Consider the following 13494-nt stretch of genomic DNA (forward strand, 5'->3'; position numbering starts at 1 on the left):
TTAAAAAAAAGAGGTTCAAAACGAACCTCTTTTTTGATATTATACTAAATTGTTTTTAAGTAAGTATTCCGCTATTTGAATGGTATTGGTTGCAGCTCCTTTTCTAAGGTTATCAGCCACAATCCATAAATTTAAAGTGTTGGGTTGACTTTCATCTCTGCGAATTCTACCTACAAAAACATCATCTTTTCCTTCAGCATATAAAGGCATTGGATAGGTAAAAGTGTCTAAATTGTCTTGAACCGTAACACCATCTGTTTGGTGTAATAATTGTCTTACTTCTGCAACATCAAAATCATTTTCAAACTCTACATTTACAGCTTCACTATGTCCACCAACTACAGGAATACGAATAGCCGTAGCAGTTACTGCAATTGTTTTATCATCTAATATCTTTTGGGTTTCACGAACTAATTTCATTTCTTCTTTGGTATACCCATTGTTTTCAAAAACATCACATTGTGGAATTGCATTTCTATGAATCTGATATTTATAAGCCATTTCACCTTTCGCTCCAGCATATTCATTTTCTAACTGTTGCACAGCTTTTACACCTGTTCCTGTAATGGATTGATAGGTTGAAACAACAATTCTTTTAATTTTATATTTTTTATGCAGCGGTGCCAAAGCCATAACCATTTGAATGGTAGAGCAGTTAGGATTTGCAATAATTTTATCATCCTTAGTTAAAACAGAAGCATTGATTTCTGGAACGACTAGTTTTTTAGTAGCATCCATTCTCCAAGCCGAAGAGTTATCAATAACAGTAGTACCCGCTTCAGCAAATTTTGGAGCCCAATGTAATGAAGTTTCTCCTCCTGCAGAAAAAACAGCAATTTCAGGTTGCATGTCAACAGCGGTTTGCAAACCAACTACTTTATACGTTTTACCATTCCAAGCTACTTCTTTTCCAATCGATTTTTCAGAAGCAACTAAAATTAATTCGCTTACAGGAAAATTTCTTTCTTGTAATACTTTAAGCATGATTTCGCCAACCATTCCGGTAGCACCAACTACTGCAACTTTCATTTTTTTGTGAATTTAGTGATGCAAAAATATAGAATAATTTTGGTAGAATTACTAGAAAAAAAATATTTCACAAAAATTTATATTTGTAACATTTTTTTAAAAAAAATACCCTGAATAGATTTCAGGGTTTAGTTAGAATAGGTAGTGTAGCGGACTATTTATTTTTTAATAAATCTCTAATTTGAATTAATAATTCCTCTTGTGTTGGTCCAGCAGGAGTAGCAGGAGCAGCCTCTTCTTTTTTCTTCAATGCATTTACTCCTTTCACAATCATAAACATAACAAAAGCAACAATGATGAAATCAATCACATTTGTAAGAAACTCTCCCCAAAGTACTGCTACTTCTCCTTCTACAACTCCTTCTGCATTCGTAACGCCTTCATGAATAATAAACTTTAAATCTTTAAAATCAGATTGGAAAATCAAACCAATTAATGGAGATACAATACCGCCAGTAAAGGAAGAAACTACCTTATTGAAAGCCGCTCCCATAACGAAACCGACTCCTATGTCAATAAGATTTCCTTTCATTGCAAATTCTTTAAACTCTTTAAGCATAATGTCTTTTTTTAGTTAGTTAATTTGTTAAGTGTAAGCTAATTTAATAAAAAAACTTACATTATTTTAGTTTTTGTAAAAAACGCGTTTCACGCGTTGTGAAATTCCTGTTAAGATTTCGTAAGGAATGGTTTCGGTTACTGTTGCAATTTCAGTAATATTCGGGTTTTCCCCAAAAATAATCACTTCATCACCAGCTATACAAGAAATGGAAGTAACGTCTACCATTAACATGTCCATGCAAATATTGCCTAAAATAGAAGCTTTTTGATTTTTTATGACAACATACCCTTTTTCATTTCCCCAAGCTCTTCGAATGCCATCTGCATATCCAATAGGAATAGTTGCTACTTTCATGCTTTTATTTACCATAAATTTTCGGCTGTAGCCAATACTTTCTCCTTCTTCAACTTCCCTAATTTGAGAAATTACACTTTTTAAAGTACTTACATTTTGAAGATTATTTCTTTCTGCCTTTGAATTACCCATGCCATATAATCCAATTCCTAATCGCACCATTTCTAATTGCATTTCTTGAGCATAATTAAAAATACCAGAAGTATTTAAGATATGACGAATAGGTTGTATGTCTAAAGCGTTTATAATTTTTTGCGAAAGCAAATGAAAGCGTTCAAATTGTAACTGTGTAAAGTCGTCAAAATGGGTATCATCTGAAGCTGATAAATGAGAAAAAACACTTTTCACCATTACAAAATTATTGTTGCGTAAAAGAGAAATTAGTGTATCCATATCATTTGCTTCAAACCCTAATCGATGCATGCCTGTATCTAATTTAATGTGGATAGGATAGGAGGTAATATTTTTTTGTTGGGTCAATTGTAAAAAGGCTTGTAAACCCGTAATTGAGTAAATTTCTGGTTCTAAATCATAAGCAATCATGGCTGGAAAACTACTGTTTTCAGGATTCAATACCATAATGGGTAATGTAATGCCTGCTTTTCTCAATTCGATACCTTCATCTGCAAAAGCGACACCTAAATAATCAACGGAATTGTGTTCGAGTAGTTTGGCTATTTCAAAACCACCATTTCCATAACCAAATGCTTTCACCATAACCATGATTTTGGTGTTGGAATGCAATTTGGATTTGTAAAAATTGAGGTTGTGCGTTAAAGCATCCAGATTAATTTCGAGAACAGTCTCATGTTTTTTTTCTTCTAGAAGCACCACAATTTCATCAAAGTTGAAGCTTCGTGCTCCTTTTATTAAAATGGTTTCATTTTGAAAAGATTGCGTATTGAACTGTTTTAAAAAATCTATAGTCGCACCAAAAGCAATTACATTGGGCAATTCCGATAAATATTTTGAAATGGTTTCCCCAATGACAATGATTCGGTCAATATTATTATTTTGAATAGCCAATGCAACTTTTTGATAGAGCTTATCAATAGGTAAGCCTCCTTGGAAAATATCAGAAAGTATGATGGTCTTTTTAGAATGTAATTTTTGTTGCTCTAAGAAATCCAGAGCAATTTTTAAGGATTGGTAATCTGATGAATAGGAATCGTCAATTAATACACAACCGTTAATTCCTTTTTTGGCTTGCAGCCTAATTTCAACAGGATATAATTTTTGAAGGCGCTCTTGTATAATTGGGGTGTCAATCTTTAAATACAATAAAGTAGCCATACATGTCATGGCATTGTTTACTGCGATACTGTCTTGAAAAGGAATCGTTACTTCAAAACTGTTGTTTTGATAGTGTATTTGAATAACGGTTTTTTGGTTTTCTTGGGTTTTTATACTCCCAAAAACAGTCGCTTTTTCATCCGTAAGACTCCAAGTAAATGTGGGTACTTTAATGTGTTTTTCAACTACTTCATTTCTTGGAAGAATTACCACTTCACAAGAAGTAAAAAGTCGGGTTTTTTCTACTATTTTTTCTTCTAAGGAGCTAAATCCCTCTTCGTGAGCAATTCCTAAATGTGTAAATACGCCTATAGTAGGATGAATGATGTTTTCCAAATTCCTCATTTCATTTTTTTGAGAAATTCCAGCTTCAAAAATACCTAGATTGTGATTTTCATTGGTTCCAAAAATAGACAAGGGAACACCTACTTGTGAATTGTAACTTTTAGGGTTTCTTACAATGCTATAGTCCGGACTGAGTAAGAAATTCAACCATTCTTTCACTATTGTTTTTCCATTGCTTCCTGTAATTCCAATAATGGGAAAATGAAAGAGGTTACGATAATATTTTGCTGTTTTTTGTAACGCTTTAGTAGTATTTTGAACTGCTAAAAATGTGGCTTTATCCACATAATTTTCAGGTACTTTTTCTACTACGAAAAAGCGAACCCCTTTTTTAATCAGTTCGGCAATATAATGATGACCGTCATGGTTTTGCCCTTTTAATGCAAAAAATAAAGTTCCAGCATTATTCTGTAACGATCGGCTGTCAATTGAAATGTTCTCAATGATAAAATCATCAGCAATACCTGCGATTTTTGCCTGGATATGAGGAATAATATTTTGAATAGAAAAGGTCACTTATTCTTTGGCTTCTTTGTTTTCTTTTAAAGCTTTGTAAAAAGCAGCTCTACTAAGAGGTTCGTATTCTTCGGTTTCTCCAAGTAAAACTAATTTTTCATCTTGTGATTTCCTAAAACTATAATTGGCTAGGTTTCCAGTTCGAGTACAAACCGCATGTACTTTGGTTACATATTCGGCTGTAGCCATTAAATTAGGCATTGGGCCAAAAGGATTGCCTTTAAAATCCATATCCAAACCCGCTACAATAACACGAATTCCACTATTCGCTAAATCGTTACAAACTGATACAATTTCGTCATCAAAAAATTGAGCTTCATCAATTCCCACCACATCACAGCCTTGTGCTAAAATACGAATGTTTCCAGCGACAGGAACAGGTGTGGAACGAATTTCATTGGAATCATGCGAAACCACCATTTCATCATGATAACGAGTATCTACTTCAGGTTTAAAAATTTCTACTTTTTGTTTGGCAAATTGTGCTCTTTTTAAACGTCGAATTAACTCTTCTGTTTTTCCTGAAAACATCGACCCGCAGATAACTTCTATCCAGCCAAATTGTTCAGATTGGTTTACTGTATTTTCTAGAAACATTTTGTTTTTTTCAGTCGATTAATAGTATTTTCTGCTATTTTTGTAATGGGAACAAATTTATTAAAAAACCACCCATATATTCAATTTCTATTCTATAAAGTTATGAAGAAAAAATTAGAAGCCGAATTAATCAGTATTGCACATCGTGTTTTAAAATTAAAAAATCGTTCAGAAACTAAACAATTGCAAGAAGAAGCAAAGAAATTATACGAACAATTAACGATTCTACGTTTTTATGAGGAAAATTTTGAAGCGATTAAAGCGGAAATTTCACCAGAAGAACTAGAAGCAAAATTGGAAGCGCCTGTTGTAGCTGAAGAAGCAAAAACTGTAACTCCAATTGTAACAGAAGTACCTATGGAAATGAAGGAAGCGGTTCTGGAGGAAGTTGAAGAAACAGAAGAGGAACCTGTTTTAAAAGAAGAGGAAGCGCAAAAAGAACAACCTGCTTTATTTGATGGTCTTGCGATGGACGATTACAAAGAAGTGGATTTTGTAAAAGTGGAAGAGGTGGCTAAAGAAATTGAAAAAGCACCCGATATCACTTTTGAAAAAATAGAAGTGGCTGCTCCAGTAGAAGAAGTCGTTGAAGAACCAGTAGAAGAAGTTGCTGCCACAATTGAGCCAAAAAAAATGGAACCTGAAACTATTTTTGAAGCCAAGAAAACTTTTGATGAAGAACCTAGAACAATGTCATTAAATGATAGATTGACTCGCGGTATTTCTTTTGGATTAAACGATCGTATTGCTTTTGAAAAGAGATTGTTTGGCGGAAGTGCGCAAGATTTCAATCGAGTTTTATCGCAATTGAATACTTTCGATTCTTTCGAAGAAGCCAAAGATTTTATCAATGATTTTGTGAAGCCAGATTACGATAATTGGGAAGGCAAAGAAGAATATGAAACGCGTTTTTTAGAAATTATTGAGCGCAAGTTTAATTAAAAAATGGGAAAACTTTTTTTAGTACCAACGCCAATTGGAAATCTTGAAGACATGACTTTTAGAGCCATTAAAGTGCTCCAAGAAGTGGATTTAATTTTAGCTGAGGATACGCGCAATAGTGGGAAACTGTTGAAGCATTTTGAAATCAACACACCCATGCACAGCCATCATATGCACAACGAGCATAAAACGGTGGACAATTTAGTAAAACGAATGCAAGCTGGTGAAACCATTGCTTTAATTAGCGATGCAGGCACACCTGCTATTTCAGATCCTGGTTTTTTGTTAACCCGTGCGTGTGTCGAAAATGGTGTGGCTGTAGAATGTTTGCCTGGTGCCACTGCTTTTGTACCGGCTTTAGTAAATAGCGGTTTGCCCAATGATAAATTTGTCTTTGAAGGATTTTTACCCGACAAAAAAGGAAGACAAACGCGTTTTTTAGCCTTGGCAGAAGAAACCCGAACCATGATTTTATATGTTTCGCCACATAAATTGAATAAAACATTAGCCGAATTTGTGCAATATTTTGGTGCCGACCGAAGAGTTACAGTTTCCAGAGAATTATCCAAATTACATGAAGAAACCGTTCGTGGTTCAGCCGAAGAAGTTTTACAACATTTTGAAGCCAAACCCGCAAAAGGAGAAATTGTGGTTTGTGTGGCTGGGAAAAGTTTAAAGTGATATTGAAATTAAAGTGAACAGTTTGAAATGCTCACTTTAATTTTAAAAATAATTTTAATCAAATAGTTTATCAATGATTGATTCTAAAATTATAGCAGAACTTTTATCTTCTGACTGAATTTTAAAACTATAATTGAATGGAGTTCCATCAATAATGATTATTCCTTTACATTCGATTTTTGCAAGTTCGCTCTCAAGCATGTTTTTTGTTTCTAAAAAAATAGAATTAAAAAAATCATTTTCACTTTCTTTTGAAAGCTTGACATTGTTAATAAGTGTTACCATTTGAATGTTTTTAAAAATTAATATATTACTTGATACTTATATTAATAACGAAAAGTGTTTTTTTATGTTACACTTTTGTAAAATGTCTACATTTGTAAGAAACACTACATCATGACAACACATACCACAACGACCACTTGGAAACACAACATGCAATTTGAGTCTACAAATCCTAGTGGCGAAACCTTTTTAATCAATGCTGCTCCTGAACATGGTGGAGCAGGAGCCGGTTTACGACCAAAAGCATTACTGTTGTCTTCCTTAGCAGGTTGTTCGGGTTTGGATGTGGCTTCTTTAATTGAAAAAATGAAACTAGAAGTAGCCGATTTTAAAATAGAAACGATTGCTAATTTAACCGAAGAGCATCCAAAAGTGTATGATGCGGTTACCGTTGAATATCATTTTTATGGAAAAAATCTAGACGAAAATAAACTTCAAAAAGCGGTGAATTTATCAGTGGAAAAATACTGCGGTGTCATGGAAATGTTTCGACAATTTGCCAAGATTGATATTAAAACTATTTTTCATCACGAATAATTTATTCTTTTATATGACGATTTCTAATTTGATTGAAGCGATTCAAAAAGCTGAAATTGTAGCCTTCTCAGAAGTAATTGCAACTATAGATGCCCATTTTGAATTTACACCAACACGTTTTACAAATGGTGCTGTAACAAACGAAGCCAATACCAATAATGGTTCGTGTAAAGTATTGGCTTTTGCTAAAATGTACCAATTAGAGGCGAAAGAAACCTTGTTTTTATTTGGGGAACATTATCAAAAAGTACTAGCAACAACAGATGAAATGGATCATCAAAATATTAGAAATTTTATCAACTCGGGTTGGGATGGCATTTCTTTTGAGGGAAATGCTTTGGAATTGAAATGATTTGCTAATTGGGCTTAAAAATCAAATTCACTTTTAGGCTCGGATTTCCTATTTTTTTCGCTTACTAATCGAATGCGTATTTGTTTTAAAGTAGTGTCCTTTTCGATGTGGTATCTCGAATATATTCTTAAGCTATTATTTGTAATAGAATTGAAATAGAACTTTCTTTTGTAATTTGATAAATAAATTGTTCTGTCTGTTTGCCAAGTACCTACTTTTTTGTTGAAAGAATAAATACTGCCTTCTTTTTTAAAAACTACCGAATCTAATGGTATGTTTTGCAGCTTTTTTTCACTTGAAAAACTACTTTGAAGAGTGAAAACTTTATCGCATAACGAATCTATTTCTGTGTTTGTAATAACCTTCATTTTGGAAGGAAATAAATAGGATATATTTTCTTTGCTCGATTTACAGTTGCTAAGAATGACAAAAATCAAAAAAACAAGAACAGTAAACTTTTTCATTTATTCGATTTGCAAATCCACAAAAGAAAAGCTATTTCCACTGAACAAACCTTTATCAGAGAGTTTTAAATCTGGAATAACTAATAATGCCATAAAAGAAAGCGTCATAAAAGGAGCACGCAAGGTACTACCAAATGCTTTGGCTTTTGCATCAATTTCTTGGTATAATTTACCCGTTTCCCAACCGTCTTTGGCACTCATAATACCTGCAACAGGCAGTGATAACACCTTTTTTTCGGCACCGTTTACAGCACAAACACCACCTTTGTTTTCAATCAAGAGATTAACAGCGCTACAAATTTCTTCATCAGAAGTACCTACAACAACAATATTGTGACAATCATGAGCTACTGAACTAGCAATAGCTCCTTCTTTTAAACCAAAATTTTTAATAAAAGCTACTGCTATTGGAGCATTTTCGTACCGATTTACTACTGCCATTTTTAAAATGTCATTTTCCGTGTCTGAAACTAATTTACCCTCTTTCAAAAAAGCTTTATGATGGAGTTCATTTGTAATTAATTGGCCTTCTAGAGCTTCAATTACGCGAATGGTTTTGGCCGAACTCTTCATTTCAAAATCTTCAGGTTTTTTAAAAGAAGTACTAAAATTATTAGGCGTTTCAAAATCAATATCTGCTATTTTAGAAGTACCATTTTCGGCTACTAATGCACCATTAATGTAGGTTTGTTTAACTTGAAAATCAACCAAATCTTCTACTACGATAAAATCAGCAAAATCACCTTCACGAAGTATGCCTACATTCATGTTATAATGGTGTACAGGGTTGATACAAGCAGCTTGCAATACTTTAAAAACATCGATTCCTTTTTTTACAGCTCTAGCACATAATGCATTAATATGACTCACAATTAAATCATCTGGATGCTTATCATCGGAACAAAACATCATGTTTTCATAATGCTCTGACAACAAATCAATCAAAGCTTCAAAATTCTTGGCTGCGCTTCCTTCCCGTATAATTACTTTCATACCAAGGGCTAATTTTTCACTAGCTTCTTCATAAGTAAAACACTCATGATCTGTTGTAATTCCAGCAGCAATATATTTTTGCAACGGTTCGCCTCGTAAGCCAGGAGCATGACCGTCTACCGGTTTGTTGAAGTGTTTCGCCCACTCCATTTTTTTCAACACTTCTGTATCGTCAAATAAAACACCAGGGTAATTCATCATTTCAGCTAAATAATGAATGTCGGGTGAAGCTAATAATTCTTTGATATCATTTGCATCAATAACAGCACCAGCGGTTTCAAAAAAAGTGGCTGGCACACAAGAGGGCGCTCCAAAATGAAATTTTAATGGCACTTTTTTGCTGTTTTCAATCATATAATAAACGCCTTCTTTTCCTAATACATTGGCTATTTCATGTGGGTCAGAAATAGTGCCAGTAGTACCATGTAGTACAGCAATTTTAGCAAATTCTGAAGGAACTAACATCGAACTTTCAATATGAATATGAGCATCGATAAAACCTGGAAGGATGTAATTTTTTACTTGATGTTCTTTGGGTATAATGGATGTAATTTTTCCATTTTCAACAGTAATTTCTCCTGAAAATATTTTTTTGTTTGCGATATCTACAATTTGTCCTTGAATTTGCATGCTTTAGTTTTGAAAGTAATAAGTTCAAAATTAACTAAATTTTATTGGTATTAAAATAAGCCAACATCAATTTTAATAGTAAATTTGTTTTTCAATTGTATAAGCCAAAAGAAAAATCAAATTTCTAAAATTAACAAGCATGCGTTGGAACTTAAAATCAAAGCCAAATAAAGAAAAAGTACAAGCCTTAAAAGAAGTCCTTCAGGTAGACGAAATCATTGCTACCTTATTAGTTCAACGAGGTATTGAAACATTTGAACAAGCCAAATCTTTTTTCCGTCCCACTTTAAATGATCTTCACGATCCGTATTTAATGAAAGATATGGATAAAGCAGTGTCTCGCATTGAAACTGCTATCGCAAATCAAGAAAATATTTTAGTTTTTGGAGATTATGATGTTGACGGAACAACAGCTGTTTCCTTGGTTTCAAGTTATTTAAAAACGGATTATTCCAATGTTGCTACTTATATTCCAGATCGTTATTTAGAAGGCTATGGTGTGTCATTTCAAGGAATTGATTTTGCAGAAGACAATGGGTTTACACTAATTATAGCTTTAGATTGTGGGATTAAATCAGTTGATCATGTCGCTTATGCCAAAGAAAAAGGAATTGATTTTATTATTTGTGATCACCATCGACCTGGAGCGGTTTTACCAGATGCCGTTGCTGTTTTAGATCCCAAACGAGAAGATTGTACGTATCCCTATGATGAATTGTGTGGTTGTGGAGTTGGGTTTAAATTGATTCAAGCTTTAGGGAGAAATAAAGGGCAAACGATAGAGGATTTAGTGCCTTATTTGGATTTAGTAGCCACAGCTATTGCGGCAGATATTGTTCCCATGACTGGTGAAAATAGAGTTTTGGCTAAATTTGGTTTGGAAGTTATCAATTCGAATCCTAGACCAGGGATTAAAGCTTTGGTTCAAAATGTTAAAAAGAAAACCTTAACTATTACCGATGTAGTTTTCATAGTGGCGCCAAGAATTAATGCAGCAGGTAGAATAAAGCATGGTGATTATGCGGTTCAGTTGTTAACCGAGTTCGATTTAAAACAAGCCGAAACCTTTGCTCAAGAAATTGAAGAAAACAATGCAGAACGAAGAGGTTTAGACAAACAAATAACCAAAGAAGCGCTTCATCAAATTAAAGAAAACCAAGAAGAGACTCGGTTTACAACAGTAGTGTATGATGAAAATTGGCATAAAGGTGTTATTGGAATAGTTGCATCTCGTTTAACAGAAACCTATTATAGACCAACATTAGTGTTTACCAAAAGCGGTGATAAGTTAGCGGCTTCTGCACGATCGGTTCAAGATTTTGATGTGTATCAGGCTTTGGAAGCATGTTCGCATCATTTAGAACAGTTTGGAGGGCATATGTATGCTGCAGGAATGACATTAAAAGAAGAAAATTATTCGGTTTTTAAACAAGCCTTTGAAGATGTGGTAAAAGACACCATTAATCCCGAACTATTAATTCCTGAAATTACGATAGATATGGAAATTGATTTTTCGGATATTACACCAAAATTAGTCCGAATTTTAAAAGAATTTGAACCTTTTGGTCCCCAAAACATGCATCCTGTTTTTATGAGTGCTTCAGTTTTTGATACCGGTTTTGCCAAGACCTTAGGTAGTGAGGGTGAACATTTAAAACTATATGTAAAGCAATTTGAAACTTCGCAAGAAGCAGGAATTGGTGCCATTGGTTTTGGATTAGGAAAATATTTTCCTTTGGTACAAGGTAAAAAAGAATTTCAAATGGCGTATGTAGTTGATGAAAATGAATGGAATAATCAAGTGAGTTTACAATTGAATGTTAGAGCAATAAAAGAGAATAATGGCTAAAAAAGACCCTTACGCAGCCTTGCGTTTTAAAGAATTTCGTTTTTTCTTATTCATGCGTTTTGCAATGGTATTTGCTTGGGCCATGCAGTTTGTAATTATTGAATGGGAAGTATATAGTATTACAAAAGATCCATTATCCTTGGGTTTTATAGGTCTAATGGAAATTATTCCTGCAGTTGCAATGGCATTGTTCGCAGGACATATAGTAGATCAAAACGAGAAAAAAGCATTGTTAGTAAAATGTTTATTAGGTTTTTCTACAGTAAGTTTAGGGCTTTTTTTGATTACGATTCCTAGTATTCAAAAAGCATTGTCGGTTTCAAATGTATTGCTTATCATTTATGCATTGGTTTTTTTAGGAGGTTTGGTTAGAGCCTTTATAGGTCCTACAGTTTTTTCATTGTTATCTTTAATAGTTCCTAAAAAAACATATCCAAATGCTGCCACTTGGAGTAGTTCTACTTGGCAAATGGGTGCCATGTTTGGGCCTGCATTGGCAGGGGTTTCAATAAGTTTTATTGGAGTTCATTGGTCTATGTGCTTGGTTTTTGGTTTTACAGTTTTGGCTTTATTAGGGTTGAGTCAAATAGAGAGAAAGCCCATTTTAAATCCAAAAATTGGTGAGCCTGTCTTTCAAAGTTTAAAAGAAGGGGTGCGTTTCGTATTTAAAAACCATACTATTTTAGGAGCGCTTTCATTAGATATGTTTGCCGTTTTATTTGGCGGAGCAGTTGCATTATTGCCTGTTTTTGCTCAAGATATTTTAAAGGTTGGATCGGAAGGTTTTGGGATTTTAAGAGCTGCACCTGCTGTTGGCTCCATTGTAACCATGTTGGCATCTGCTTATTTTTCATTAAATAAAAATGCTGGAAAAAAATTATTGATTGCAATATTCATTTTCGGAGGTAGTATCATCCTTTTTGGTGTATCGGAAATTTTTTGGGTCTCAGTTTTTGCGTTGTTTTTAAGTGGAGTCGCGGATGGGGTTTCGGTTGTTATTCGAAGTACTATTTTACAATTACATACACCAGATCATATGAGAGGTAGAGTATCTTCTGTAAATTCAATTTTTGTTGGTTCTTCTAATGAATTAGGTGCTTTTGAAAGTGGAGTAACGGCTAAATTAATGGGTGCAGTGCGAGCTGTTGTTTTTGGTGGGTGTATGACCATTGGTACAGTTTTGGTAACTGCTTATGTGTCACCGAAATTTAGAAATTTGGATTTAGAAAAAGAAGTGGAAGACTTGGAAAAAGAATCTTAATTTTTAAAATCTTTTAATTCAAAATGTTCTCCGTCAAAAACACCATAAGTAAAATAACCAATCCAATCTCCAAGATTAATATACTTTGAGTTTTCATTTAGGTCGATAATCATGGGTAAATGACGATGTCCAAAAACAAAATAATGGTAGTTTTTTGTTTCCAATTTTCGTTTGGCATATTGAACGAGCCACTCGTTCTCCTCTCCTAAAAATTTAACATCTTCTGCTCCAGAAATCAATTTATTTTTAACAGATAAATATTGCGCTAAACGAACTCCAATATCAGGATGTAACCATCTAAAAAGCCATTTTGAAAAAGAGTTTGTAAACACTTTTTTCATTCTTTTGTAACCTTTATCTCCAGGTCCTTTTCCATCTCCATGGCCTATTAAAAAAGTTTTTTCATTAAAGGTGAATTCTTGATTGTCATGATAAACAGGAATGTTTAATTCTTTTTCAAAATAATCATGCATCCATAAATCATGATTTCCTACAAAAAAATAAATAGGTATTCCAGAATCCCTTATTTCAGCTAATTTTCCTAAAACTCGAACAAAACCTTTTGGAACAACTGTTTTGTATTCGAACCAAAAATCAAATAAGTCACCTAATAAAAAAATAGCGGTTGCGTCTTGTTTTACATAATTTAACCAAGCTACAAATTTCTGTTCTCTAGGAAAACTTTTTTCAGGAGTAGGAGCACCAAAATGTTGGTCTGAAGCGAAATAAATCTTGGGTGTTTTTTTCAAAGGTTTAGCAATTGATTTTCAAAGACAAAAATAAGCAAAAAAATATAAAGATTCA

14 protein-coding genes are annotated in these 13494 nt (G+C 33.5%); 6 read left to right on the forward strand and 8 right to left on the reverse strand.

Annotated elements, in window-relative coordinates:
- Positions 1 to 39: 39 nt before the first annotated feature.
- The 4 genes from FHG05_RS11740 to FHG05_RS11755 form a co-directional block, all read right to left on the reverse strand.
- The gene (locus FHG05_RS11740; RefSeq protein ID WP_140998219.1) at positions 40 to 1029 is read right to left on the reverse strand and encodes an aspartate-semialdehyde dehydrogenase; all 990 of its coding nucleotides are present in this window, start codon (positions 1027 to 1029) and stop codon (positions 40 to 42) included.
- A gap of 154 nt (positions 1030 to 1183) precedes the next feature.
- Positions 1184 to 1588 (reverse strand): large conductance mechanosensitive channel protein MscL, encoded by a 405-nt coding sequence (gene mscL, locus FHG05_RS11745; protein ID WP_140998220.1) that lies wholly within the window; start codon positions 1586 to 1588, stop codon positions 1184 to 1186.
- 66 nt (positions 1589 to 1654) lie between these two features.
- Entirely contained in the window at positions 1655 to 4099 is a 2445-nt protein-coding gene (locus FHG05_RS11750; RefSeq protein WP_140998221.1) for a bifunctional UDP-N-acetylmuramoyl-tripeptide:D-alanyl-D-alanine ligase/alanine racemase, read from the reverse strand.
- A complete protein-coding gene (locus FHG05_RS11755; RefSeq protein WP_140998222.1) occupies positions 4100 to 4696 on the reverse strand; it encodes a thymidine kinase in 597 nt (198 codons plus the stop codon).
- Positions 4697 to 4798: 102 nt separating this feature from the next.
- On the opposite strand from FHG05_RS11755, the gene FHG05_RS11760 reads away from it, so the two are divergent.
- Both FHG05_RS11760 and rsmI read left to right on the forward strand, forming a co-directional pair.
- Positions 4799 to 5638: a hypothetical protein gene (locus FHG05_RS11760; protein WP_140998223.1), complete on the forward strand. Its 840-nt coding sequence runs from the start codon at positions 4799 to 4801 to the stop codon at positions 5636 to 5638.
- Between the two features lie 3 nt (positions 5639 to 5641).
- A complete protein-coding gene (gene rsmI, locus FHG05_RS11765) occupies positions 5642 to 6319 on the forward strand; it encodes a 16S rRNA (cytidine(1402)-2'-O)-methyltransferase (protein ID WP_140998224.1) in 678 nt (225 codons plus the stop codon).
- A gap of 54 nt (positions 6320 to 6373) precedes the next feature.
- Here rsmI and FHG05_RS11770 read toward each other — a convergent pair whose 3' ends face one another.
- Complete coding sequence (locus FHG05_RS11770) at positions 6374 to 6604, reverse strand: hypothetical protein (protein WP_140998225.1); 231 nt, start codon at positions 6602 to 6604, stop codon at positions 6374 to 6376.
- A gap of 111 nt (positions 6605 to 6715) precedes the next feature.
- On the opposite strand from FHG05_RS11770, the gene FHG05_RS11775 reads away from it, so the two are divergent.
- Together FHG05_RS11775 and FHG05_RS11780 are read left to right on the forward strand one after the other, a co-directional pair.
- The gene (locus FHG05_RS11775) at positions 6716 to 7141 is read left to right on the forward strand and encodes an OsmC family protein (RefSeq protein WP_140998226.1); all 426 of its coding nucleotides are present in this window, start codon (positions 6716 to 6718) and stop codon (positions 7139 to 7141) included.
- A 13-nt stretch (positions 7142 to 7154) separates the two neighbouring features.
- The gene (locus tag FHG05_RS11780) at positions 7155 to 7493 is read left to right on the forward strand and encodes a HopJ type III effector protein (protein WP_140998227.1); all 339 of its coding nucleotides are present in this window, start codon (positions 7155 to 7157) and stop codon (positions 7491 to 7493) included.
- A 14-nt stretch (positions 7494 to 7507) separates the two neighbouring features.
- Here the strand turns inward: FHG05_RS11780 and FHG05_RS11785 are convergent, their stop codons facing one another.
- Both FHG05_RS11785 and ade read right to left on the reverse strand, forming a co-directional pair.
- A complete protein-coding gene (locus tag FHG05_RS11785) occupies positions 7508 to 7861 on the reverse strand; it encodes a hypothetical protein (RefSeq protein WP_140998228.1) in 354 nt (117 codons plus the stop codon).
- 96 nt (positions 7862 to 7957) lie between these two features.
- Positions 7958 to 9580, reverse strand: coding sequence for an adenine deaminase (gene ade / locus FHG05_RS11790; RefSeq protein ID WP_140998229.1), 1623 nt, complete (start codon positions 9578 to 9580; stop codon positions 7958 to 7960).
- A gap of 139 nt (positions 9581 to 9719) precedes the next feature.
- Here ade and recJ point away from each other — a divergent pair, with 139 nt between their 5' ends.
- Both recJ and FHG05_RS11800 read left to right on the forward strand, forming a co-directional pair.
- Positions 9720 to 11429, forward strand: a complete 1710-nt coding sequence (recJ, locus tag FHG05_RS11795) for a single-stranded-DNA-specific exonuclease RecJ (protein ID WP_140998230.1) — start codon at positions 9720 to 9722, stop codon at positions 11427 to 11429.
- Positions 11422 to 12690, forward strand: a complete 1269-nt coding sequence (locus FHG05_RS11800; protein WP_140998231.1) for an MFS transporter — start codon at positions 11422 to 11424, stop codon at positions 12688 to 12690. The genes recJ and FHG05_RS11800 overlap by 8 nt, the downstream gene beginning before the upstream one ends.
- Here FHG05_RS11800 and FHG05_RS11805 read toward each other — a convergent pair.
- Positions 12687 to 13439, reverse strand: coding sequence for a UDP-2,3-diacylglucosamine diphosphatase (locus tag FHG05_RS11805; RefSeq protein WP_140998232.1), 753 nt, complete (start codon positions 13437 to 13439; stop codon positions 12687 to 12689). The two genes, FHG05_RS11800 and FHG05_RS11805, sit on opposite strands and share 4 nt — an antisense overlap.
- Between the last annotated feature and the right edge of the window lie 55 nt (positions 13440 to 13494).

Source organism: Flavobacterium profundi, from assembly GCF_006491645.1.
In the GTDB taxonomy this organism is placed as follows: domain Bacteria; phylum Bacteroidota; class Bacteroidia; order Flavobacteriales; family Flavobacteriaceae; genus Flavobacterium; species Flavobacterium profundi.